Below are 22,231 nucleotides of genomic sequence, written 5' to 3' on the forward strand. Positions count from 1 at the left end.
CATCACAGTGACCGCGCCGTAGCTCTCCATGCGCAACGATATCAGACTCTCCAACCCGCTATTGGCAGAGATTGAATTGAAGCCGGCTGCAAGATGTTTCCCACATGCATCTCCAGGACGGCCATTGATCGCTCAGGCAAGAATTCCGGGCCGGTCCGGATCACCCCAGGTGAGATGGCGTCTGCTGGGTCGACGCTGATGTCAGTCGGCGTACGTCAACCCATAGTAGGCCGCAATAACTTCGGAGAACAAGGCGGACTGCTGGGGCCGGAAGAAGCTGGGGTACTTCCACACTGGTGCGATCCGATACTTTACATATTATGTGACCTTCAATTGGGGGCTATAGCAAATGAAAGATGAGACCGGCGTTCAGAACTTGGTGCGCACGCTGCGTGCCCGAGCACCTGATGACGCAGCTGAATTGCTCGCCCGAGAGTCTCCCGAGTTCATCCGCGACACACTAAAGCTGTTGCCGAACGGGCACGCCCGTAAGGTGGCCGAGCATTTGCCACTGCATATGCGGCCCATCGGGTCTCATGGCGATGGCAAGGGTTTCGCGATGCCCGAGTCGCTCATTGAGCTGATGGCCCCGATTTCCGCCAGCGTTCCTGTCGGGACGACAGTCACTGCCGCGGTGGAAGCTGTCAGACGCGCCCAGGTGCCGACCGAACTCACTTATCTCTACGTCACGGACGAGGGCAATAAACTGGTTGGCCTGGTGGTCCTGCGCGATCTGATGCTGAGCGAACCGAACGCGATTGTCGATCAGATCATGCTGCCCAAGCCGTTCGCTCTCAATGTCGATCTCCCTTTGAGCAACGCATGCGAGGCAGCGGTACGGCGTCACTACCCTGTCTACCCGGTGGTGGACGCCGAGAACCGGCTGCTCGGGCAGGTTCGCGGTTGGCGCTTGTTCGAGCAGCAAATCATTGAGATTTCCGCCCAGTCTGGCCAGATGGTGGGTGTCCAGAAGGAGGAGCGCTCTTATACGCCGCTGTTTTCAGCCTTCTTGAAGCGTCATCCGTGGCTGCAGTTGAACCTCCTGACGGCCTTCCTGGCCGCATTCGTGGTCAGTTCGTTCACCGGCACGATCGAGAAGATCGTCGCCCTGGCGGCGTTCCTCCCGGTCTTGGCCGGGCAGAGCGGAAACACCGGCTGCCAGGCACTGGCCATGACGCTGCGTGGCCTTGCCCTGGGGGATGTGGACAAACGACCGAAGCTGCACTTGGTGATGAGAGAGGGCGCGCTCGGGATCGCCAACGGCTTGCTCGTCGGCCTTCTTGCTGCTGCGGCGATGTGGTTCTACGCCTCGAGGCAACCGGAGTCGGCGGCCCAAGCGCCCATGTTGGCGCTTGTGATCCTGCTTGCCATGTCCGGATCGTGCCTCATCTCCGGAATCTCCGGCGTGCTGATCCCGTTGGGCCTGCGCCGGGTCGGCGCCGACCCGGCGGTCGCTTCGGCGATCTTCCTCACCACCTTGACCGATATTGTAGGCATGGGCCTGATGCTGGGGCTGGCCACCGTGCTGGTGCTGTAGCAAGGTCAGTCGGAAATCTGACGTCCGGCCCTCCTCTACAGATTGATCGGAAATGCTCAGCGCCACCGAGTTCGTTTGACGACGAAAGCTGCATCGATGTCTCGTTTCACTCCTGAGCAAGGGATCAGACTGGCCAAGGCGCACGACGCAGCGCTCCGCCGTCACGGAAGCGGTAATGGCATTCTATGACCGGGTGAGGCCAGCAGTGGCCGAGATCGCCGAAGCGCGGCTTGAAGCCAGCGAGCGGCGCGCGGGGCCTCGCGGCCTTCTGCGCATCGGTGCGCCAACCGCTTTCGCCACCAGATTCGTGGTACCGACGATTGGGGCATTGCAGGACAGGCTGTGCGAAAACTAATCTCTACGACTGAATTATCTGCGGCAGCTCCCGACCACTTTAAGTCTTTCGGTCTGCTAACTGCAGCCCCTGAAAACGGACGTCGCAAGTTCTGCGCAGTATCTATCTCGGGAGCGGCCCCGCTGCGCGGTAGCTCTCGATCAATCCGTCGAAGACTGAGATGTCCGACCGACTCCGAGCGATTATTTGAGCGCCAGCTACGGCGGCATAGATCGCGCGAGCCCTTGGTTCGCTTTCGTCGGGCCCGACAATTCCCGCAGCGGTGAGATGCCGACTCAACCAAGCGACATTGACGTCGGCAAAGGTCTGCACTTCTTTCAAGACCGCTTCGGGCAGTTCGGCGTGTTCGGTTGCCATAAAGCTGGCCAGGCAAATGCGATTATCGCGCTCGAGCGACGCTCGGAAGACGCTCGGATAGCGGCGCAAGGCGTCGATCGGATCTCGAGCTTCCGCTGAGATGGCGTCCAGGTCAGCGGCAATGTCTTCCCAATAGCGCTTCGCGACTGCCTCGCCGAGGGAGGCTTTGTTTGGGAAATAGTAATTGATGCTGGCGGCCTTGATGCCGACGGTTTCCGCAAGATCGCGGAAGTTTATCCCACCGTAGCCGTACGCCATCGCCGCTTCCCGCGCGGCCAGAAGGATCGCTTCCCTCGCATTCTCTTTCATCGTCGCCGCCATTTTTCACACCTCATCTGTCATATGGCAGACAGGGGTTGACGTTGCAAGCTTCGGGTGTTAGTTGGATACCTGTCATCTGACAGGCAGGTGGCGAGCTAGATGAAAGCGAGACATCCGATGACCGACAAGTTGAAACTCTTGGGTCTGAACACTCACTCCTCGACCGACGCTTAATCCGAAACCCAACCTGAAGGAGGCTGCAATGCCGTTCGCACGCATCGATCTGATCCAAGGCAAAACCCCCGAGTACCGCGCCGCAGTAGCCGACATCGTTTACAGGGGCATCATCGATATCCTCAAGGCGCCCGACGGTGACCGCTTCGTGGTTGTCGGCGAACACACCACCGAAAACCTAATTTATGATCCCAAATTCCTCGGCTTCAGTCGGTCCCCCGACTTCATGCTGATCCAGGTAACCAGCACCGTCGGAAACGAGAGAGACACTAAGTTCGCCTTCTACCGGTTCATCGCCGACGAGCTGAAAACCAAGCTGGCCATCCGTGCAGACGACATCATGATCAACATGGTCTTCGTGGACAAAGAGGACTGGTCGTTTGGCGACGGCCAGCCCTGGTGAATGGCTGAATCTGAACTGTAACGGTGAGGCGGAGGCAAAGCCTCCGTCATTCCAACAGGAGGCTCGCGTTCACACGCCTTGGTGCATGGGGGCCGCCGGGTGGGCAAAGCCTACGCAGAGACTTCCCAGCCGCAGGTTTTGGGCAGGGTTCTCATGGCCGGTTCGGGTCGTTAGCGAAGGGCGCAGCCCTTCCGCGAACCGGACCTTCGCGAGGCTCCCCGTCAAGGGTGGCGAGACCCAGAGACGCCCCAAGAACTTCGTCAAATCCAGTAAATCACCGTAGAATCAGCATGTTAAAATGGATGGAGGCGGACGGTGAGCTTCATCGAAGGCGACAGCCGAGATCAGATCAGCCTGCTGCCAGCGTGCGTCGATGACTACGTCGCGCCAGACGCCCTCGTCCGTGTCGTCGATGCATTCGTCGCCAGCCTGGAACTGGCCGACCTGGGCTTCAACCGGGCAGTCGCGGCGGCGACTGGCAGGCCAGGATTCCAGCCTGGCGACATGCTCCGCCTTTACATTTGGGGCTATCTCAACCAAGTCCGATCATCGCGGCATCTTGAGCGCGCTTGCGTTCGGGACTTCGAAGCGTTGTGGTTGATGCGCCGGCTGGCGCCGGACTACCGGACCATTGCCGCGTTCCAAATACGGCGTGCCTCGTCGTATTCGGCATCAGCGGGCCGGATTAAGTGTCCAGCCAACCCGAAAGCGAACTCATCGATAAGATCGGCGCCAATCGGCATACCACTGCGGTCTTGAAGCTCCGTCGCTGCCATCAGCCGCCCTGTGGATTTGGCGTACCCCCTAGCCACTTACTTTACGTTCAGGCTTCGCAATCCCGGGGGGGCCGTACGGCCAATGCTGGACAATTACGAGATCGACCGGTTTGGCGTGATCCACCAGATCGACGTCACGCCAAGGGCGGTAATGTTGAACACCACGGACTCCGCCAGCATCTGCCCCGATAAGCCCAACGCAGCTTGTATGAATCCAAGCTAATATATGCTATCCCTGCGTCATGCGCGGACTGCTGGCACTTGGTATGCTGGTATTGGCGGCTACAACTGCAGCCGCAGGTGAGCAATTGTTCGACTCCGTCGCCGCCGGCGACAAGGGTGCTGTGGAGCAAGCCCTGGCAGGCGGTGCCGACGTCGACAGCAGGGCGCGCGACCAGGCAACCCTCCTCATCGCTGCAGCGCTCGACAACCAGCCGGAAATCGCCGAATTCCTGTTGGGCAAGGGCGCCGACGTCATGGCGCGTAACTCGGGCGGCTTTACCCCGCTTCATGCGGCGGCCTTCTCGGGCAGCCTGCCGATCGCCAAGCTGCTGCTGGAGAAAGGCGCGGTGCTCGACGATGCCGCCAACAAGGCGGGCGCTACGCCGTTATTGGTGGCCGGCGAGGAAAACCATCTTGAACTGGCCGAATTCCTTATCGCGAAAGGTGCCGATGTGAACCATCCCGAGGCTCATGGCTACATGCCGTCGACGCGCGCATTCTGGAAGGGCAACACGGATATCCTACGACTTTTCAAACGCCATGGCGCTACCTGCCAAGACAAAATCCTTGGCGAGGCGAACGCGGCGAAGTGCGCCGAGATCCACGATTGACGGAGGATGCAGATGAGCACGATGATCAAGTCACGACTGGTTCGGAATCTGGGGGCGGCCCTGGTCGCGGTAGCTGCGGTCGCCGGCGCGGGATCGGCCCGGGCCGACGATTCGGTAAACACCGGCTATTTCGGCGGTGTGGCGATCATGGGCTACGACACGGTCGCCTACTTCACTGACGGCAAGGCCGTGAAGGGCTCCGAAGAGTTCACTTATGAATGGCTGGGGACACCTTGGCATTTCGCTAGCAAGAAACACCAGGAAATGTTCATGAGCGAACCGGTCAAGTACGCTCCGCAATATGGCGGCTACTGTGCTGGCGAAGTCGTGGGCGGTGGGGTCACGGTCAATGTCGATCCGGAAGCGTTCAAGATTATCGACGGCAAACTCTACCTGATCTACGACGTCGACAATGCGGACGATTTCGCCGCGCATGCGGCTGAAAACATACCGAAAGCCGATGCCAACTGGCCGAAGGTCGCGGCCAATTTGGAGCTCGACACGTATCACTGAGACCAGGTTCGTCCTACTGGACGACCGTGAAGTGAAACACCTTGCTTGTGTTGGCATAGGAGTAGCCTTTGCCGGCTTCGTCATTGCGTCTGTAGACGGGACCGCAGTCGGGGCGCCCGAACAGGTTCTCGCTCTGCTCGCACAAGAGATCGCCATCGACGTAGACGGTCTCGGTGACCAGCCGCGTCGTCGTGCGGAAGGCCGCCTTGCCGTCGCTCCCGATCTGAAGGAAGGCTGGTTGCAGACCGGGTTCGATCTGGCCTTGCAATGTATGGCCAATGACGAGGGACGCGATCTCAGCACCCTTCAACTGGTCGTGCTCGTCCGGGGTAAAGCCATAGCGCCATTGGGGTAGGCCTGCCTGGCGCAGTGCGCTGACGAGGATCGCCAGATCCTGCGGGTTCCGGAAATGTGCATGAGTCATCTGCCACCCAGCCAAAGAGTCCACGTAGCTGGACCCTGCTACGAGGTGGAGCCCAGCTGCGATTTCGGCTTTCGCATCCGGTAAACGGTCGTCGCGGACATACGCCGCAGCGAGCGTAAACCGAAAGTTGCCAACCGTGGGCGCATCGTCGCGTGCGCGTTCGAGAGTCTCGATCGCTTTCTCGACATTCCCCTGCAGAAGAAAAACCAGCCCGGCAGCTTCCCGGTTGATGGGTGAAAGGTTGGGGTCGAGCCTGAGCGCTGTCTCGACCGCTGCGGCTGCCTCGGCATAATTGCCGGCGCATAACTGAACATATCCAAGGGCTGCTTGCGCCTCTGCATCGCCCGGACCGATTGAAACAGCCTTCTTGGCAGAGGCAATCGCATCTTCGTAGCGGCGATTCACGACCTGCATGATACCGAGAATTGCATAGGGCGATGAAAGGTCCGGTTCGAGTTCCAAAGCTCGGCTCGCCTTCTCATAGGCTCGCTTGCGCGCGGGCGCGCTCTGGATGATGTCGTTGAAGGCCTCGCGCCAGATATAGACTGTCGTGCGCGCGTCGGCCGCAAAGGCTTCCGCGAACGCTGGGTCGAGCCCCTCCGCCTTTTCATAGAGCGCAAGCGCCTCCCGCAGCCCAGCCTGCAGGACGCTGCGTGACGCCGTCTCGGCTTGTAGATAGTAATCGTAGGCTTCGAGGTTTTCGGTGGGCGGGCGTGCCATTCGCTCGCTCTCCGCTGCGGAAGCCCGGATGCCGAGCGCTTTGGCGATCTCCCCACTCATCTCTTCCTGGACGGCAAACACGCCGGCCATGCCACGGTCGAACCGGTTGGCCCACAGATTGTCGCCCGTTGCCGTATCGATGAGTTGGGCATTGAGGCGGATCTGCTCGCCGGTGCGGCGCACGCTCCCCTCAACGACGTAGCGGACGCCAAGGTCGCGCGCGACATCGGCCAGCGCCGCAGGCCGATTCTTGTAGGCGAAGACGGAATTGCGGGCGATGACATCGAGACCGGAAAGTTTGGTGAGGTCGGTGATCAGATCTTCGGTAATGCCGTCAACGAAATAGTCCTGGCCTGGATCGCCGCCGAGATTTGCAAACGGCAGCACGGCAACCGATGGCCGCGATGGCATCGAGAACTTCTGCCATGCGAAAAAGCCGGCAAGCACCGCCAATGCCAGAGCCGCGGCGCCTGCCAGGATCATGACGCGCGGACCCGGCCGGTGTGGCGTGGCTGTGACCTTGCCCGATGCTGCGGGATCCAGCAGCAGCCGATACGCGCGAACCGGATCGGCGATGTTCTTGAGGCGCTGCTCGCCAAGACTGGCAAAGCCGACATCAACCTTGTGCAGCGCGTGGTCGAATGCCGTGCCCGAGATGCAAATACCCCCAGGCTCCGCCATTGCCTCTAGGCGCGCGGCAATGTTCACGCCATCGCCATAGATGTCATTTTCCTCGACGATGACGTCGCCGAGATTGACGCCGATGCGAAATCGGATCTGCCGGGCATCAGTGGTGCCCCGGTCGCGCTCCGCCATTCGGCGCTGTATCACGGCAGCGCACTGGACGGCATCGACGACGCTGGCGAACTCGACGAGTGCGCCGTCTCCCATGAGCTTGATAATGCGACCGTGGAATTCCTTGATCGCGGGGTCGACCAGTTCGCGACGGCAACTTTTCAACCGCTCGAGTGTTCCGACCTCGTCCTCGCCCATGAGGCGGCTGTAGCCAACCACATCGGCAGCAAGGATTGCAGTGAGCCGTCGCTCCATACCTGCCTGCGCCCTCCCGGTCGATCACGCGGCTTCGCTGCAGCCTATTCCAGTCCCGCGTCGGACGCGAGCGTAAGCAGCCGCTTTCACCGAGACGCGTGCATCTACTGAATCACCGCGAAGTGGAACACCTTGCTTGAGTTGACGAAGGAATAGCCGCCGCCTTCATCGTCACGGCGCCTATAGACGGGTCCGCAGTCGGGGCGCCCGAACATATTCTCGCTCAGCTCGCACAATAGGTCGCCATCGACACGGACGGTCTCGGTGACCAGCCGCGTGGTGGAGCGAAAGGCTGCCTTGCCGTCCCTCCCGATCTGGAGGAAGGCTTGTTGGAGACCTGGTTCAAGCTGGCCCTGCAGCGTATGGCCCAGCACCAGCGAGGCGATCTCTTCGCCCTTCAAGCGATTGCGCTCGTCGCCCGTGAAGCCGAACGGCCATTCGGGCAAGCCCGCCTGCTGTAACGCGTCGATGATGAGAGCCAAATCCTGCGGGTTACGGTATTGCGCGCCGTTGACCCGGTATGCGGACAACGAATCGAACCCCGGTGTCGACATGGCACCTAGTCCCTCGGCGACCGCCGCCTTGGCATCCTGCAGGCGGCCGGCGCGGGCGTAGGCGGCACCGAGCGTGACCGTGAAATCTCCGACTGACGGCGCATCGTCGCGGGTGCGTTCGAGCGCCTCGATCGCCTTGTCGTTGCTACCTTGAATGAGAAAGACCAGACCGGCAATTTGCCGGTTGATGGGTGAAAGGTTGGGATCGAGCCTGAGCGCTGTCTCGACCGCTGCGGCTGCCTCGGCATGATTGCCGGCGAACAGTTGCACGTATCCCAGAGCTATTTGCGTCTCCGCATCGCCGGGGCCGAGCGCAACGGCTCGCTCGACCGAAGCGATGGCTTCCTCGTAACGGCGGTCCACGACCTGCATGATGCCGAGGATTGCATAAGGCGACGAGAGGTCCGGATCGAGTTGCAGCGCACGGCTTGCCTTCTCATAGGCGCGCTTGCGCGCTGGCGCGCTCTGCATGATGTCGTTGAACGATTCGCGCCAGATATAGACTGTCATGCTTGCATCCGCCGCGAAGGCTTCGGCAAAGGCGGGGTCGAGCTCCTCCGCCTTGTCGTAGAGCGCAAGCGCCTCCCGCAGCCCGTCGCGCCGGCCGGTCCGTGCTGTCTGCTCGGCCCGAAGGTAGAAGTCGTAGGCTTCGAGGTTTTCGGTCGGCGGGCGCGCCATGCGCTCGCTCTCCGCTGCCGAAGCCTGGATACCGAGCGCCTTGGCGATCTCCCCGCTCATCTCTTCCTGGACGGCAAACACGCTGGCCATGCCACGGTCGAACCGGTTGGCCCACAGATTGTCGCCCGTTGCCGTATCGATGAGCTGGGCGTTGAGGCGGATCTGCTCGCCGGTGCGGCGGACGCTGCCCTCGACGACGTAGCGGACGCCAAGGTCGCGCGCGACGTCCGCCAGCGCTGCAGGCTTGTTCTTGTAGGCGAACACCGAGTTGCGGGCGATGACGTCCAGACCGGAAAGCTTGGTGAGGTCGGTGATCAGATCCTCGGTGATGCCGTCGGCGAAATAGTCCTGGCCTGGATCGCCGCCGAGATTTGCAAACGGCAGCACGGCGACCGATGGCCGCGATGGCACCGAGAACTTCTGCCATGCGAAAATGCCGGCAAGCATTGCCAATGCCAGAGCCGCGACACTCGCCAGGATCATGACCCGCGCGCCCGGCCGGTGTGGCGCGGCTGTGACCTTTCCCGATGCCGCGGGATCCAGCAGTAGCCGATAGGCGCGGACCGGATCGGCGATGTTCTTGAGGCGCTGCTCGCCAAGGCTGGCAAAGCCGACATCAACCTTGTGCAGCGCGTGATCGAACGCCGTGCCCGAGATACATACACCCCCCGGCTCGGCCATCGACTCCAGTCGCGCGGCGATGTTGACGCCATCGCCGTAGATGTCATTTTCCTCGACAATGACGTCGCCGAGATTGACGCCGATGCGAAACCGGATCTGCCGGGCATCGGCGGTGCCTTTATTGCGATCGTCCATCCGGCGTTGGATCATGGCAGCGCACTGGACCGCATCGACGACGCTGGCGAACTCGACCAGCGCCCCGTCGCCCATGAGTTTGATCATGCGACCGTGGAATTCCTTGATCGCAGGGTCGACCAGTTCGCGACGGCAACTTTTCAAACGCTCGAGCGTGCCGACCTCGTCCTCGCCCATGAGGCGGCTATAGCCAACCACATCGGCAGCAAGGATCGCGGTAAGCCTTCGCTCCATCTGCGGTGTCTTCCCCCCTAGGTCAACGCCTCGCTGACGAGCGTATTCCAGTACTCCCTTGATTGCGAGCGTTCTCGGCCCCTGGGGCAGCGGTCAATGCAACCACGCACCCCTGGCCACTTACTTTACGTTCAGCTCCATCATGTAAGGCTTCGCACTCCCGGGGGGCCGTACGCCGATGCTGGACAATTACGAGATCGACCGGTTTGGCGTGATCCACCAGATCGACGTCACGCCGATCAAATACGACAAGCAATACATGTCCTATTACGAGGACCTGAGCGACCGCACCATCAAGCTCGGCTATCAGCGGTTTGGCTGGGTGCTGGGGATCACCGGCGAGATACCGCGCTCGGTGCTCGAGATAGGCTATGGCACCGGCACGTTTATCGAAGCCGCCAAGATAACCGGGGTTGCCGACTGCGCCGGCTGCGACATCACCCGGTTTCCGCTGCCCAAGGGTGTGCGCTTTGTCGATTGGGAGGAGGCGCTCGCCGGTTCGTGGGATCTCGTCGCCATGTTCGACGTGCTCGAGCACATTCCTGACCTCAGTTTTCTCGCCCGCCTTCAGGCCCGCCATCTGGCCATCGCCGTTCCCTATTGCCGCTGGCGTGAGCTCGGCGCCGATGGTGATGCGTGGTTCGAGACGTGGCGCATGCGCCTGCCCAACGAGCATTTGCACCATTTCGACCGGGAGTCGCTGGTAGCGCTTCTGGCGCATCACGGCTTCGAATGCGTGACGCTGAATGGCTTCGAGGACGGCATCAGGCTGCGGCCGGGCGAGGCGGGTCCGAATATTCTGTCCGGCTTCTTCAGGAAGCTATAGGCCGGTTCCCCAAGGGGCAGACCTTATTCAAAAAACGAGGCCCGCGAACGGGCCTCGTCCCGTTGACGGCTGGCGGGTCAGCCCTTCTTCATTGCCTTCATGGCCATGTCCATGTGCATCACGCAATCGTCGGCCTTGTTGGCCTTCATGGCTTCCTTTGCCATGTCCATTTCCTTCATGGCTGCGTCCTTCTTCATGGCGTCGCCGGTCATGGCGTCCATGTCGGTCTGCAACTTCATCATCGATGCGTCGTCGCATTTCATCATTGCATCGTCTGCGAACGCCGGTTGAGCGACGACCACAGCCAAAGCAGCAGCTGCAAGTATGGATTTCAGCATGACGTTTCTCCTACCTTTTCCCGATCGGGGATGAATCTCCCCCTTGTTGTTTCGGTGGCAGGCAAAAAACGTTACGCTGGCGGCCAGCTTAATATTTTCGTTCTCTCGGGGAACCTCTTCAGAGAAACAGATTTCGCGGACCCCTGCAGGCTGAAGCGTTGCCTGGCGCGTCACCCCTTGGCCTTCACCAGCCGCTCCAGCGCATCCACAATCAAATCGCAAAACTTCGCATGGTCGAGTTTCATCGCCACGGTGTGGCGGAAGTCGGTCTGTTCGCTCGCCGTGCCGCCGAAATGGTGCATGCCGCCCATCCGAAGATTCGCAGGCTCCGGAATAAGGGCTTGGCCGACAGCGGCTGAATCGACACTTCAGGCCAGCAGGCCAAGTGTCTGACATCGCTGGCCAGATGTACTCTGGCGCGGCCCTTCGTAGCGCCTCTCTCATTCCGTGAACTGATTTGCATACAAATGTTTCTAGGCGGGCACGCTATGTGAACCGCTTCACCGTTGCCGCGCAATCGATCGGTTACAGAGGCGGTGCAAGAGCGGGCTCGAGGCAGCGCTCTGCTGCTGCATGGAGGAACCGATGTTTGAAAGTCTCACCAGAATTCGCGCCGCCTTGGCGCGCGCCAGCAGGCACAGGAAGACCGTGCGGGCACTGAATGCGTTGCCGACGGAGATCCAGAAGGACATTGGCTGGACGGAGTCGAAGGCGATCGATGAGATACGGCTGCCGTTCTAGGGCGGTCGCGGCGCGCCGAACTCGCACGCGCCAGGCGCGGCGACTGCTGAAGTAAGCCAGTCGTCCGCCTCCTCAAGATGGAGGCAGGCTCTTGCTCTCCTTGCCTACCCCAGCCACCACCACAGCGCCGCAAGTACAAGCACGACGGCGGCAATCGACAGCCCCAGCATGATGTAGCTGCCCTTGATGACGTCGCGGATGATCTTCTTGACGCTTTCGCGGTCGTTGAGGTTGGGGAAGGGCTCGTTGGGCAGCGCGACGCCGAGGAAGGCGCACAGCGGCGCCCAGCCGTCGCTGACCTTAAACACCAGCAGCTTCTCCGGCGGCACGGCCGCTATTACTTCTTCGGTGTAGGCGTTGTAGCGCGCCACCGCCTTGGCGCGGTCGTCCATCACGCCGGCAAGCGTTCGGCCCCAGACCAGCTTGTGCGCCATGTCGCCGAATTTGCGGCCGAACGGCGTCAGCCATTCCAGCACCTTGAACTGCCAGACATTCTCGGTGAAGTAGATCGTGTCGATGGTGCTGTCGTACCAGGCTTCGGCGCCGCGCGGGTGCAGGGTGAGCAGAACCTTGGCGTCGGGATAGGCAGCCATCAATTCGCGCCACACGCAGCAGCCGGGGTTGTCGACCGTCGCCTTGTAGTTGGCAAAGACCCGGTTCCAGTCGTGCTGCGTGCCGGGCGGGCTGTTCGCCACCTTGCGCCAGAAGTCGAGATGGCCCTTGTTGGCCTTGTTGAGGATGACTTCCTGCATGTGGTAGCTGGGGAGGCCCAGCCTGTTCAGCGCGGCAAAGGTCGACCATGTGCCGGTGCGGCCGAATCCGGCTCCGATGAGCTCGAGCGTCATTTTATCCCCCTGCTTGAGACCGCTTTTCTTTTTATGCCGGTCGGCTCGGAATGAGGTTGCATCCACGCCTTCGGTCGCGCAACAATTTTCCACGTTGAGCGGTAAAAATGTGTTTTGCTTTTCCGCCTGGGCCACGCGGAATGGCCTTCTGGCTATTCCAGCGGGCGAGGGAGCCTGATAATAGGTCAGTCAGATTGACCTAAATTTGCATGGTCGGAACGATCATGCTTGACCAGATGCGGTATCCCGGGAGGTGGGCTGATGAGTTTGATGGACCTGTTGGCGTCGCGCGCCTCGCGCATGAAGGCGTCGGAAATCCGCGAGCTGCTGAAACTGCTCGACCAACCTGACATCATCTCCTTTGCCGGCGGCATCCCCGATCCGGCTTTGTTTCCCTCGCAAGCCATCGCCGATGCCTATGCCTCGGTGCTCGGCGGCCCGGACGCGGGCACGGCACTGCAATACCAGGTCTCGGAAGGCTATCTGCCGCTGCGGCGCTGGCTGGCCGGCCAGATGGGCAAGCTCGGCATCGCTTGCGATGAGCACAACATCTTCATCACCTCCGGCTCGCAGCAGGCGCTGGATTATCTCGGCAAGCTGTTTTTGTCGCCCGGCGACACCGCGCTGGTGACGTGGCCGACCTATCTCGGCGCGCTGCAGGCCTTCAACGCTTATGAGCCGCGCTACGACCGGCTGACGCCGGATGGCGGCAACATGACGCCGGCCGCTTACCAGGCGGCGGCTGCCGCCGCGGGCGGCAAGGTAAAGTTCGCCTATCTGGTGCCGGATTTCGCCAACCCGACCGGCGAGACGCTGAACCGCGCGCAGCGCGAGGCGGTGCTCGATCTCGCCGGTGAACTCGACATCGCCGTCATCGAGGACGCCGCCTATCGCGCGCTCCGCTATGACGGCGAGGGCGAGCCGCCGATCCTGGCGCTCGACTGCGAGCGCTCGGGCGGTATCGAAAATGCCCGCACGCTCTATTGCGGCTCGTTCTCAAAGATCCTGTCGCCGGGCATGCGCGTCGGCTGGGTCTGCGCGCCGCGCCGCGTCGTCGAGCGCCTGGTGCTGATGAAGCAGGCCTCGGACCTGCACAGCCCGTCGATCAACCAGCTGGTCATGCACCGCGTCTCCGAGGCGGTGTATGACGGCCAAGTGGAAAAGCTGATCGATGCCTACCGCGGTCGCCGCGATGCTCTGCTTGCCGCGCTCGAGGCTGAAATGCCCGACGGTGTGAGCTGGAGCCGCCCCGAAGGCGGTATGTTCGTCTGGCTGACGCTGCCTGAGGGCTCGGACGCCACAGCGCTGCTGGCGCGCTCGGTCAAGGAAGCCCGCGTGGCGTTCGTGCCGGGCAATGCGTTTCATGCCGATGGTTCGGGCCGCAACACGATGCGGATGAGCTTTACCCTGGCCGATAACCGGGCTGTGGGTGAGGGCGTTCCGAGGTTGGCGAAGTTGATGGGATAAGGCTCCCTACCTCCCCCTTGTGGGGAGGTCGGACCGAAGGTCGGGGTGGGGGGCTTGGCGCCGACCCCACCCCGATCCGCTTTGCGGATCGACCCTCCCCACAAGGGGGAGGGTAAAAAGTCACCCCGCCGCCACCAGCTTGTCCTGCGTCTTGGTCTCGAAATCGCCGGCGTCGTGGCGTTCGTGCAGCTGCATCGCCGGATCGCCGAAGGCGCGGTTGACCATGCGGCCGCGCTGCACCGTCGGGCGGGCGTCGATCGCCTTGGCCCAGCGCTGCACGTGGTCGTACTCCTGCACCGACAGGAACTCGGCGGAATCATTGTACATGCGGCCGAGCGCCAGGCCGCCATACCAGGGCCACACCGCCATGTCGGCGATCGAATAGCCGGCGCCGCCGAGATATTCTGTCTCCGCCAGCCGCCGGTCGAGCACGTCGAGCTGGCGCTTGGTCTCCATGGCGAAGCGGTCGATGGCGTATTCGAATTTCTCCGGCGCGTAGGCATAGAAATGGCCGAAACCGCCGCCGAGATAGGGCGCCGACCCCATCTGCCAGAACAGCCAGGACAAGGTTTCCGCGCGCGCCGGCTGTTCGGTCGGCAGGAACTCGCCGAACTTTTCCGCGAGGTAAAGCAGGATCGAGCCGGATTCGAAGACGCGAACCGGCGTCTTGCCGCTCCGGTCGAGCAGCGCCGGGATCTTGGAATTGGGATTGACGTCGACGAATCCCGAACCGAACTGGTCGCCATCGTTGATGCGGATCAGCCAGGCATCGTATTCGGCGCCCTTGTGGCCGAGCGCCAGGAGTTCCTCCAGCATGACAGTCACCTTGACGCCGTTCGGCGTCGCCAGCGAATAGAGCTGCAGCGGATGCTTGCCTACCGGCAGGACCTTGTCGTGCGTCGGGCCGGCGATCGGCCGGTTGATGCTGGCGAACGTGCCGCCATTGGCTTTCTTCCAGCTCCAGACTTTCGGCGGGGTGTATTTGGTCATGCGAGAATTCCTTGGATTTGGCGGGCGGAAACGGCTTGCGCGACGGCGCGAGACTGATGGCGGAAAAGTCGGCGGAACGTAGATATTGACAGAGATAGGTGCAATTCAGAAAGGTTCAACTTCCGTTGAACTATTATCAATGGTGAGCACCCGGTTCGCGAAGCGAATTCATCGTGCCAGTGGCACGATGAAAGGCCGGCGAACGCCGGGACGCTGCGAAGCAGCGGGGACCCGGCCGGTAGATGAGGGCAGCGCGAGGCCGAATGTTGCCCGGCCCTTCGCATGGCTCAGGGCGCTCGAGCCTCGAAAAGCCAAGCAATTGGCTTTTCGTTCGCTGGGCGAACCGTCTCTCGCCCCCTTGCGCCTTCTGCAGCGCGGCATACCTATAGAGGATACTGCCCACGCCTATCTGCCAGGATGAAAGCATGCCCATAGATCCCCTGTCCCCGCTCTTGCGCTCCGTCGTCGCCGTGCGCGCCACGGTTCCCGACGACGCCTTCACGGCGAACGCCCTGGGCACGCGCCGGGAAGGCAGTGGCGTCGTTATCCGCGCTGACGGGCTCGTGCTCACCATCGGCTATCTCATCACCGAGGCGGAAGAAGTCTGGCTGACCGATCAGGACGGCCGCGTCGTGCCGGCGCATGCGCTGGCCTATGACCAGGAAACCGGCTTCGGCCTGGTGCAGGCGCTGGCGCCGCTCGGCCTGCCGGCGGTGGCCTTGGGTGATGCCGAGAAAGCCAAGGTCGGCGACCCCGTGGTGTTTGCCGACGGCACCGGCCGCTCGGTCAAGGCGCACATCGTCACCAAGCAGGAATTCGCCGGCTATTGGGAATATCTGCTCGACGAGGCGATCTTCATCGCGCCGGCGCACCCGTCCTGGGGGGGTGCTGCGCTGATCGGCCAGGACGGCAGCCTGCTCGGCATCGGCTCGCTGCTGTTGCAGATGAGCCGCAATGGCGAGGTCGCCGATATCAACATGGTCGTGCCGATCAACCTTCTGACGCCGATCCTCGACGATCTCCTGACGCGCGGCCAGGTGGCGAAGCCGCCGCGTCCGTGGCTCGGCGCCTTCTCGGCGGAGTCGAACGGCGCGGTGATTGTGATGAGTGTCGCCGAAGGCGGCCCCGCCGCCAAGGCCGGCCTGCGCCAGGGCGACATCATCTCCGACGTGCGCGACGGCGAGGTCGACGGCCTCGCCGACTTCTATCGCAAGCTCTGGCAGAACCCCGCCGGCTCCGAGATCCCGCTGCGCGTGGTGCGTGACGGCCGCGAAACCTGGCTCAGGGTCAAATCCGCCGACCGCAACAGCTTTTTGAAGAAGCCGCATTTGCAGTGAAGGCCGATCTCCCCCCTTGTGGGGGTTGAGGAGCGCTCCGCAAAGCGGACGGAAAGCCAATTGCTTGGCTTTCCGAGCGACGAACGCCCGGCAGGGCAGAGGGGGGCGCGAAGGATCGCGACCTCTCGATCTATTTTCTGACGAGAAACACGACTTAGGCGTGGCCGATACTGGCTGATATGCTGGCGGGACAGCGCCCCCCTCTGGCCTGCCGGCCATCTCCCCCACGAGGGGGAGATCAGCTGTCACCTGCGGCGCAAGCCAACTTCGAACTAGGCTAGGGGGTTATCGACGCTGCTGACAGAAACTGGCATCGACAACCGAAAGAACCGGGTCCGGCAACAAACGAGGTGATGATGGCGCCGATCAAGGTCGATCCGGAAAAAGTTCGCGAATTCCCCGATCCCGAAAGTTTTTACGCCTGGCTGCGGGAGAACCACGCCGACGAGACCGAGGTCTGGATCAAGGTGCACAAGGTCGGCTCCGGCCTCGCCTCGATCACGCCCAAGCAGGCAATCGACGTGGTGTTGTGCTTCGGCTGGATCGATGCCGTGCGCAAGTCGCTCGATGACAAGAGCTTTCTGCAGCGCTACACGCCGCGCGGCAAAAAGAGCATCTGGAGCAAGATCAACATCGACAATGTCGCCCGCCTGGTCGAGGAGGGTCGCATGACCGAGCACGGGTTGCGGCAGGTCGAGGCGGCCAAGGCCGACGGCCGCTGGGACCGCGCCTATGCCAGTGGCAAGGACATGAAGATCCCCGACGACCTGCAGGCCGCCATCGATGCCGAACCTGAGGCGAAAGCGATGCTGGCAAAACTCTCCGCCCAGAACCGCTTCGCGCTGGCGTTTCGAACGCACAACATGAAAACCGAGGCGGGACGCAAGAAGAAGATCGAAGCTTTCGTCGAGATGCTGAAGCGCGGCGAGACGATTTATCCGCAGAAGCGGTGAGGGGGCTCGCCATCGATTCCGGTTTGCGCTTGAACACCCCCCTCTGTCCTGCCGGACATCTCCCCCTCAAGGGGGGAGATTAAGCGCTCCGCGGCTTTCGCCAATCACCATCGTCACAAGAAGGGGCGCTGTCGGCGAAACTGCTGATCTCCCCCCTCGAGGGGGAGATGTCCGGCAGGACAGAGGGGGGTGTGACGGAACTCGACCTCTCTCACCGGCTCGCCATTCATGCAACGCGTCGCATGATGATTGCGCTTCCCACGCCTAATCATTCGATCTTACTCATGCCATGTTCGATGGGTGATCGTTGTGGACCAAGGAGCCAGCCATGCCTTCCACCCCTACCCATTCCGGCAGGATCGCGCTCGTCACCGGCGGAAATCGCGGCATCGGCCTGGAGGCCGGCCGCCAGCTGGCGGCGCTCGGCTTCACCGTGCTGCTTGGCACGCGTGATCCGGCCAAGGGCGAGGCGGCGGCGAGGCAACTGGGCGGCAAGGTGGAAGCGATTGCGCTGGATGTCGCGGCATCCGATGCGGCAGCCCTCGCCGCGGCCGATATCGAGCGCCGCTTCGGCCGCCTCGACGTGCTCGTCAACAACGCGGCCATCCACTACGACCCGCGTGCGCGGGCGCTGAAGCCCGACTGGACGGTGATCCGCGAAGCCTTCGAGACCAATGTCTTCGGCGCCTGGCGCATAGCTGCCGCCTGCGCGCCGCTGCTCAGCACCTCCGGCCATGGCCGACTGGTCAACGTCTCCTCCGAGGGCGGTTCGCTCGCCTCGATGGGCGCCGGCGCGCCGGCCTATTCGACGACCAAGGCGACGCTCAACGCGCTGACCTGCATCCTGGCGGCCGAATTGCGCGGCGCCGGGGTGCTGGTCAACGCCATCTGCCCCGGCTGGGTCGCGACCGACATGGGCGGTCCGGGCGGGCGTCCCGTGGCACAAGGGGCTGCCGGCATCGTCTGGGCCGCGACGTTGCCGGACGACGGCCCGACCGGCGGCTTCTTCCGCGATGGCAAAAGGCTGCCGTGGTGAATGAAGCCGAGATTTGCAAGATAAGCCGCTGAAAAACATGGGTTTTCCACTCGATCGACGTGAAATCGAGATAGGAGTGGAAAAATCAGCCCGGTCAATGCCTTAGCCAGCAAGCAGCCGAAACCCAGCTCGTTGGGTCTGGAAGCCGCTGAGATGCCCGCACGCCATGCTACGAAAATAGCATTCTCGCCGCGCGAAATGTGATGCTACGTTCCCAGCGCACCCGAGGCGGAGGGGCGCAGAGGAGGAGTGGCGGGCGCGACGGCGCGAATTTCAGTGAAATTCGGACGGAACTGTTGAACCATTGCAAGGCCGCCGCGTTTCCCGGCGTCGGCCACAAGGGAGGAACCCACCTGTGAAAGCATCCTATCTCGTCTCCGCCGCGCTGCTTGCGGCGACCGCCATGCCCGCGGCAGCGGCCGAAATTTCCGACGGCAAGGTCAAGATCGGCATCCTCAACGACCAGTCGGGCGTCTATGCCGATTTCGGCGGCAAATGGTCGGTCGAGGCCGCCAAGATGGCCGTCGAGGATTTTGGCGGCAAGGTGCAAGGCGCGCCGATCGAAATCATCAACGCCGACCACCAGAACAAGCCCGACATCGCCTCCAACATCGCCCGCCAGTGGTACGACACCGAACAGGTCGACGCGATCATGGAGCTGACGACCTCTTCGGTGGCGCTCGCCGTCCAGGGGCTGTCCAAGGAAAAGAAGAAGATCGACATCGTCACCGGCGCCGCTTCGACAGAGCTGACCGGCAAGCAGTGCTCGCCCTATGGCTTCCACTGGGTCTACGACACGCATTCGCAGGCCGTCGGCACCGGCGGCGACCTCGTCAAGCAGGGCGGCGACAGCTGGTATTTCATCACCGTCGACTATGCCTTCGGTTATTCGCTGAAGGACCAGACCGCAAAGCTGGTTGAAGCCAGCGGCGGCAAGGTGCTCGGCGAAGTGCGCTACCCCTTGGGCTCCACCGACTATTCCTCCTTCCTGCTGCAGGCGCAGTCCTCGGGCGCAAAGGTCGTCGGCCTCGCCAATGCCGGCCTCGACACCTCCAACTCGATCAAGCAGGCGGCGGAATTTGGCATCGTCGCCGGCGGTCAGCGGCTGGCGGCCCTTCTCTTCACCCTTGCCGAAGTGCATGGCCTCGGCCTGCAGGCCGCACAGGGCGTGGTGCTGACCGAAGGTTTCTACTGGGACCGCGACGACAAGAGCCGCGACTTCGCCGACCGCTTCTTCAAGCGCACCAACCGCATGCCCAACATGGTCCAGGCCGGCACCTATTCAGCGGTGCTGCAATATCTGAAGGCCATCGACAAGGCCGGCACCGACGAGACCGAAGCGGTCGCCAAGCAGCTGCATGAATTGCCGGTCGACGACGTTTTCACCGCCAACGGCAAGGTGCAGGCCGACGGCTCGATGGTGCACGACATGTATCTCTATCAGGTCAAGAAGCCCGAGGAGAGCAAGAAGGACTGGGACTACTACACCTATCTGGCGACCATTCCGGGCGAAAAGGCCTTCACCAAGGCCGAAGACAGCGGCTGCCCGCTCGTCACCAAGTGACAGTGGCGCAAGCTGTGGCCGGCCAGTCGGGCGGCGCAAAGGACACGCCGCGGGTGGTGCTTTCCGCCCGCGGCCTCAGGCGTGATTTCGCCGGTTTCGTCGCCGTCAACAATGTCGATCTCGACGTCCATCACGGCCAGATCCATGCGCTGATCGGGCCGAACGGCGCCGGCAAGACCACGATCTTCAACCTTTTGACCAAATTCCTGCAGCCGACCAGTGGCAGGATCGAATTGTTGGGCCACGACATCACCCGCACCGCGCCGGCCAGGGTGGCGCGCATGGGCCTCGTCCGCTCGTTCCAGATATCGGCGACCTTTCCGCATCTGAGCGTGCTCGACAATGTCCGCGTCGCCCTGCAGCGGCCGAGCGGGCTGGGCTTCCAGTTCTGGCGCTCGCTGGCCGCACTCGACCAGCTGACACCGAGGGCGCGCGAGCTTCTCGCCATCGTCGGCCTCGACGATGTCGCGCATCGTCTGGCCGGCGATCTCTCCTATGGCAGGAAGCGCGTGCTAGAGATCGCCACCACGCTGGCGCTCGACCCCAAGGTGCTGCTGCTCGACGAGCCGATGGCCGGCATGGGGCATGAGGATGTCGGCGCCATCTCCGGCATCATCCGTTCGCTGGCCAAAGACCGCGCCGTGCTGATGGTCGAGCACAATCTCACCGTCGTCGCCGATCTTTGCGACTGGATCACCGTCATGCAACGCGGCCAGGTGCTCGCCGCCGGCGACTACGCAACGGTGAGCACGGACGAGCGTGTCCGCATCGCTTACATGGGGACCGAGCATGAGTGAGCCGCTGCTTGCCGTGCGCAATCTCCACGCCTGGTACGGCGAGGGCCATGCGCTGCATGGCGTCAACCTCGATGTCTTTCGCGGCGAGACGGTGACGCTGCTTGGCCGCAACGGCGTCGGCAAGACCACCACGCTGCGCGCTATCATGGGGCTGGTCCGCAAGCGCTCTGGCAGTGTGACCTTCGACGGCAGCGACCTGATGCGCCTGCCATTGCATCGCGTCGCCCATCGCGGCATCGGCTTCGTGCCGGAGGAACGCGGCATCTTCGCCACGCTCACCGTCGACGAGAACCTGATCCTGCCGCCGGTGGTGGCCAAGGGCGGCATGAGCGTCGAGGAAATCTTCGATCTCTTCCCCAATTTGAAGGAGCGCCGCAACAGCCCCGGCACGAAACTCTCTGGCGGCGAACAGCAGATGCTGGCCATCGCCCGCATTCTGCGCACAGGCGTGCAGATGCTGCTGCTCGACGAACCGACCGAGGGCCTGGCGCCGGTCATCGTCCAGCGCATCGGCGAATTGCTGGCGACCTTGAAAAAGCGCGGCATGACCATCCTGGTCGTCGAGCAGAACTTCCGCTTCGCCGCCCGCATCGCCGACCGCTTCTATCTGATGGAGCACGGCAAGGTGGTGGAGGGTTTTGCCGTAAGCGAGCTTTCTGCTCACACCGAGCAGCTGCACGAGGTGCTTGGGGTATGATGACGCCATGACGATGATCTTCGGCATCCCCGTCCAGGCCTTGCTCGGCCAGATGCTGGTCGGCCTGATCAACGGCTCCTTCTATGCCATGCTCAGCCTCGGGCTGGCCGTCATCTTCGGCCTGCTGCGCATCATCAATTTCGCTCATGGCGCGCTCTACATGTTCGGCGCCTTCATCGGCTATCTGATGCTCGTCCGTCTCGGCATCGGCTACTGGCCAGCATTGGTCCTGGTGCCACTCGTTGTCGGCGTCTTCGGCATGGCGGTCGAGCGCCTGGCGCTGTCCAGGCTCTACCGGCTCGATCCGCTCTACGGCCTGCTCTTCACCTTTGGCCTGGCACTGGTCATCGAAGGCGTCTTCCGTTTCTACTACGGTGTCTCGGGCAACCCCTACGCAGTGCCGGCCCAGCTCGCCGGCGGCACCAATCTCGGCTTCATGTTCCTGCCCAACTATCGCGGCTGGGTGGTGGTTGCTTCCCTCATCGTCTGCATTGGCACCTGGCTGCTGATCGAAAAGACCAGGCTCGGCTCCTACCTGCGCGCCGCGACCGAAAACCCCGAGCTGGTGCAGGCATTCGGCGTCAACGTGCCGCTGCTGCTCACGCTCACCTACGGGCTGGGCGCGGCCCTTGCGGGGCTCGCCGGCATCCTCGCAGCACCCGTTTACCAGGTCAGCCCGCTGATGGGCTCCGATCTCATCATCGTCGTCTTCGCCGTCGTCGTGGTCGGCGGCATGGGCTCGATCCTCGGCGCCATCGTCACCGGCTACATGCTCGGCCTCGCCGAAGGCCTGACCAAGGTGTTTTATCCCGAGGCATCGAACCTCGTCGTCTTCGTCATCATGGCGATCGTGCTTCTGCTGCGCCCCGCCGGCCTGTTTGGAAGGGATGCCTGA

At 62.5% G+C, this 22,231-nt stretch carries 23 protein-coding genes; 16 read left to right on the forward strand and 7 right to left on the reverse strand.

Annotated elements, in window-relative coordinates; genetic code table 11:
• The first annotated feature begins 349 nt into the window (after positions 1-349).
• Both AC04SH_RS24355 and AC04SH_RS24360 read left to right on the forward strand, forming a co-directional pair.
• On the forward strand, positions 350-1,537 hold the full coding sequence (locus tag AC04SH_RS24355; protein ID WP_488576974.1) for a magnesium transporter: 1,188 nt from the start codon (positions 350-352) through the stop codon (positions 1,535-1,537).
• 175 nt (positions 1,538-1,712) lie between these two features.
• The gene (locus AC04SH_RS24360; protein ID WP_488576975.1) at positions 1,713-1,892 is read left to right on the forward strand and encodes a hypothetical protein; all 180 of its coding nucleotides are present in this window, start codon (positions 1,713-1,715) and stop codon (positions 1,890-1,892) included.
• A gap of 102 nt (positions 1,893-1,994) precedes the next feature.
• On the opposite strand, the gene AC04SH_RS24365 is transcribed toward AC04SH_RS24360, so the two are convergent.
• Positions 1,995-2,558: a TetR/AcrR family transcriptional regulator gene (locus AC04SH_RS24365; RefSeq protein ID WP_203280679.1), complete on the reverse strand. Its 564-nt coding sequence runs from the start codon at positions 2,556-2,558 to the stop codon at positions 1,995-1,997.
• 214 nt (positions 2,559-2,772) lie between these two features.
• Here AC04SH_RS24365 and AC04SH_RS24370 point away from each other — a divergent pair, with 214 nt between their 5' ends.
• From AC04SH_RS24370 to AC04SH_RS24385, 4 genes are all read left to right on the forward strand, one after another.
• Positions 2,773-3,147, forward strand: coding sequence for a tautomerase family protein (locus AC04SH_RS24370; protein WP_203280660.1), 375 nt, complete (start codon positions 2,773-2,775; stop codon positions 3,145-3,147).
• A gap of 315 nt (positions 3,148-3,462) precedes the next feature.
• Positions 3,463-3,906 carry a transposase gene (locus AC04SH_RS24375; RefSeq protein ID WP_488576976.1) on the forward strand — a complete coding sequence of 148 codons (444 nt, stop codon included), beginning with the start codon at positions 3,463-3,465 and terminating at the stop codon, positions 3,904-3,906.
• Between the two features lie 259 nt (positions 3,907-4,165).
• A complete protein-coding gene (locus tag AC04SH_RS24380; RefSeq protein WP_488576977.1) occupies positions 4,166-4,756 on the forward strand; it encodes an ankyrin repeat domain-containing protein in 591 nt (196 codons plus the stop codon).
• Between the two features lie 12 nt (positions 4,757-4,768).
• Positions 4,769-5,269 (forward strand): YHS domain-containing (seleno)protein, encoded by a 501-nt coding sequence (locus AC04SH_RS24385; protein WP_488576978.1) that lies wholly within the window; start codon positions 4,769-4,771, stop codon positions 5,267-5,269.
• A gap of 13 nt (positions 5,270-5,282) precedes the next feature.
• Here the strand turns inward: AC04SH_RS24385 and AC04SH_RS24390 are convergent, their stop codons facing one another.
• Positions 5,283-7,463, reverse strand: coding sequence for an adenylate/guanylate cyclase domain-containing protein (locus AC04SH_RS24390; protein WP_488576979.1), 2,181 nt, complete (start codon positions 7,461-7,463; stop codon positions 5,283-5,285).
• Between the two features lie 104 nt (positions 7,464-7,567).
• Positions 7,568-9,745, reverse strand: a complete 2,178-nt coding sequence (locus AC04SH_RS24395; protein WP_488576980.1) for a tetratricopeptide repeat protein — start codon at positions 9,743-9,745, stop codon at positions 7,568-7,570.
• Positions 9,746-9,923: 178 nt separating this feature from the next.
• Between AC04SH_RS24395 and AC04SH_RS24400 the strand changes: the two genes are divergently transcribed.
• On the forward strand, positions 9,924-10,571 hold the full coding sequence (locus tag AC04SH_RS24400) for a class I SAM-dependent methyltransferase (RefSeq protein ID WP_488576981.1): 648 nt from the start codon (positions 9,924-9,926) through the stop codon (positions 10,569-10,571).
• A gap of 77 nt (positions 10,572-10,648) precedes the next feature.
• On the opposite strand, the gene AC04SH_RS24405 is transcribed toward AC04SH_RS24400, so the two are convergent.
• Together AC04SH_RS24405 and AC04SH_RS24410 are read right to left on the reverse strand one after the other, a co-directional pair.
• Positions 10,649-11,083 (reverse strand): hypothetical protein, encoded by a 435-nt coding sequence (locus AC04SH_RS24405; protein ID WP_488576982.1) that lies wholly within the window; start codon positions 11,081-11,083, stop codon positions 10,649-10,651.
• Positions 11,080-11,211, reverse strand: coding sequence for a hypothetical protein (locus AC04SH_RS24410; RefSeq protein WP_488576983.1), 132 nt, complete (start codon positions 11,209-11,211; stop codon positions 11,080-11,082). The genes AC04SH_RS24405 and AC04SH_RS24410 overlap by 4 nt, the downstream gene beginning before the upstream one ends.
• A 283-nt stretch (positions 11,212-11,494) precedes the next feature.
• On the opposite strand from AC04SH_RS24410, the gene AC04SH_RS24415 reads away from it, so the two are divergent.
• Positions 11,495-11,650 carry a DUF1127 domain-containing protein gene (locus AC04SH_RS24415; RefSeq protein ID WP_142867119.1) on the forward strand — a complete coding sequence of 52 codons (156 nt, stop codon included), beginning with the start codon at positions 11,495-11,497 and terminating at the stop codon, positions 11,648-11,650.
• A 104-nt stretch (positions 11,651-11,754) separates the two neighbouring features.
• Here AC04SH_RS24415 and AC04SH_RS24420 read toward each other — a convergent pair whose 3' ends face one another.
• Positions 11,755-12,495, reverse strand: coding sequence for a sulfotransferase family protein (locus tag AC04SH_RS24420; RefSeq protein WP_488576984.1), 741 nt, complete (start codon positions 12,493-12,495; stop codon positions 11,755-11,757).
• A 258-nt stretch (positions 12,496-12,753) separates the two neighbouring features.
• Here AC04SH_RS24420 and AC04SH_RS24425 point away from each other — a divergent pair, with 258 nt between their 5' ends.
• Positions 12,754-13,962: an aminotransferase-like domain-containing protein gene (locus tag AC04SH_RS24425; protein ID WP_488577061.1), complete on the forward strand. Its 1,209-nt coding sequence runs from the start codon at positions 12,754-12,756 to the stop codon at positions 13,960-13,962.
• Positions 13,963-14,082: 120 nt separating this feature from the next.
• Here the strand turns inward: AC04SH_RS24425 and yghU are convergent, their stop codons facing one another.
• Positions 14,083-14,952, reverse strand: coding sequence for a glutathione-dependent disulfide-bond oxidoreductase (gene yghU / locus AC04SH_RS24430; RefSeq protein ID WP_488576985.1), 870 nt, complete (start codon positions 14,950-14,952; stop codon positions 14,083-14,085).
• 425 nt (positions 14,953-15,377) lie between these two features.
• Between yghU and AC04SH_RS24435 the strand changes: the two genes are divergently transcribed.
• The 7 genes from AC04SH_RS24435 to AC04SH_RS24465 all read left to right on the forward strand — a co-directional run bounded on the left by AC04SH_RS24435 (position 15,378) and on the right by AC04SH_RS24465 (position 22,231).
• Positions 15,378-16,289, forward strand: a complete 912-nt coding sequence (locus AC04SH_RS24435) for a S1C family serine protease (protein ID WP_112566930.1) — start codon at positions 15,378-15,380, stop codon at positions 16,287-16,289.
• Positions 16,290-16,645: 356 nt separating this feature from the next.
• Positions 16,646-17,242: a YdeI/OmpD-associated family protein gene (locus AC04SH_RS24440; RefSeq protein ID WP_488576986.1), complete on the forward strand. Its 597-nt coding sequence runs from the start codon at positions 16,646-16,648 to the stop codon at positions 17,240-17,242.
• Positions 17,243-17,570: 328 nt separating this feature from the next.
• Complete coding sequence (locus tag AC04SH_RS24445; RefSeq protein ID WP_488576987.1) at positions 17,571-18,278, forward strand: SDR family NAD(P)-dependent oxidoreductase; 708 nt, start codon at positions 17,571-17,573, stop codon at positions 18,276-18,278.
• A 355-nt stretch (positions 18,279-18,633) separates the two neighbouring features.
• Positions 18,634-19,842, forward strand: coding sequence for an ABC transporter substrate-binding protein (locus tag AC04SH_RS24450; RefSeq protein WP_488576988.1), 1,209 nt, complete (start codon positions 18,634-18,636; stop codon positions 19,840-19,842).
• Positions 19,839-20,639: an ABC transporter ATP-binding protein gene (locus AC04SH_RS24455; protein WP_488576989.1), complete on the forward strand. Its 801-nt coding sequence runs from the start codon at positions 19,839-19,841 to the stop codon at positions 20,637-20,639. Before AC04SH_RS24450 ends, AC04SH_RS24455 begins: the two co-directional genes overlap by 4 nt.
• A complete protein-coding gene (locus tag AC04SH_RS24460; RefSeq protein WP_488576990.1) occupies positions 20,632-21,336 on the forward strand; it encodes an ABC transporter ATP-binding protein in 705 nt (234 codons plus the stop codon). The genes AC04SH_RS24455 and AC04SH_RS24460 overlap by 8 nt, the downstream gene beginning before the upstream one ends.
• Before the next feature lie 7 nt (positions 21,337-21,343).
• Positions 21,344-22,231: a branched-chain amino acid ABC transporter permease gene (locus tag AC04SH_RS24465; protein WP_488576991.1), complete on the forward strand. Its 888-nt coding sequence runs from the start codon at positions 21,344-21,346 to the stop codon at positions 22,229-22,231.

This window comes from Mesorhizobium sp. CNPSo 4688 (assembly GCF_057784295.1).

Coding starts and splice junctions, on each gene's coding strand:
- AC04SH_RS24355 (WP_488576974.1), top strand. CDS start 350: ATGAAAGATGAGACCGGCGTTCAGAACTTGGTGCGCACGCTGCGTGCC.
- AC04SH_RS24360 (WP_488576975.1), top strand. CDS start 1,713: ATGGCATTCTATGACCGGGTGAGGCCAGCAGTGGCCGAGATCGCCGAA.
- AC04SH_RS24365 (WP_203280679.1), bottom strand. CDS start 2,558: ATGAAAGAGAATGCGAGGGAAGCGATCCTTCTGGCCGCGCGGGAAGCG.
- AC04SH_RS24370 (WP_203280660.1), top strand. CDS start 2,773: ATGCCGTTCGCACGCATCGATCTGATCCAAGGCAAAACCCCCGAGTAC.
- AC04SH_RS24380 (WP_488576977.1), top strand. CDS start 4,166: ATGCGCGGACTGCTGGCACTTGGTATGCTGGTATTGGCGGCTACAACT.
- AC04SH_RS24385 (WP_488576978.1), top strand. CDS start 4,769: ATGAGCACGATGATCAAGTCACGACTGGTTCGGAATCTGGGGGCGGCC.
- AC04SH_RS24390 (WP_488576979.1), bottom strand. CDS start 7,463: ATGGAGCGACGGCTCACTGCAATCCTTGCTGCCGATGTGGTTGGCTAC.
- AC04SH_RS24395 (WP_488576980.1), bottom strand. CDS start 9,745: ATGGAGCGAAGGCTTACCGCGATCCTTGCTGCCGATGTGGTTGGCTAT.
- AC04SH_RS24400 (WP_488576981.1), top strand. CDS start 9,924: ATGCTGGACAATTACGAGATCGACCGGTTTGGCGTGATCCACCAGATC.
- AC04SH_RS24410 (WP_488576983.1), bottom strand. CDS start 11,211: ATGCACCATTTCGGCGGCACGGCGAGCGAACAGACCGACTTCCGCCAC.
- AC04SH_RS24415 (WP_142867119.1), top strand. CDS start 11,495: ATGTTTGAAAGTCTCACCAGAATTCGCGCCGCCTTGGCGCGCGCCAGC.
- AC04SH_RS24420 (WP_488576984.1), bottom strand. CDS start 12,495: ATGACGCTCGAGCTCATCGGAGCCGGATTCGGCCGCACCGGCACATGG.
- yghU (WP_488576985.1), bottom strand. CDS start 14,952: ATGACCAAATACACCCCGCCGAAAGTCTGGAGCTGGAAGAAAGCCAAT.
- AC04SH_RS24435 (WP_112566930.1), top strand. CDS start 15,378: ATGCCCATAGATCCCCTGTCCCCGCTCTTGCGCTCCGTCGTCGCCGTG.
- AC04SH_RS24440 (WP_488576986.1), top strand. CDS start 16,646: ATGGCGCCGATCAAGGTCGATCCGGAAAAAGTTCGCGAATTCCCCGAT.
- AC04SH_RS24445 (WP_488576987.1), top strand. CDS start 17,571: ATGCCTTCCACCCCTACCCATTCCGGCAGGATCGCGCTCGTCACCGGC.
- AC04SH_RS24460 (WP_488576990.1), top strand. CDS start 20,632: ATGAGTGAGCCGCTGCTTGCCGTGCGCAATCTCCACGCCTGGTACGGC.
- AC04SH_RS24465 (WP_488576991.1), top strand. CDS start 21,344: ATGACGATGATCTTCGGCATCCCCGTCCAGGCCTTGCTCGGCCAGATG.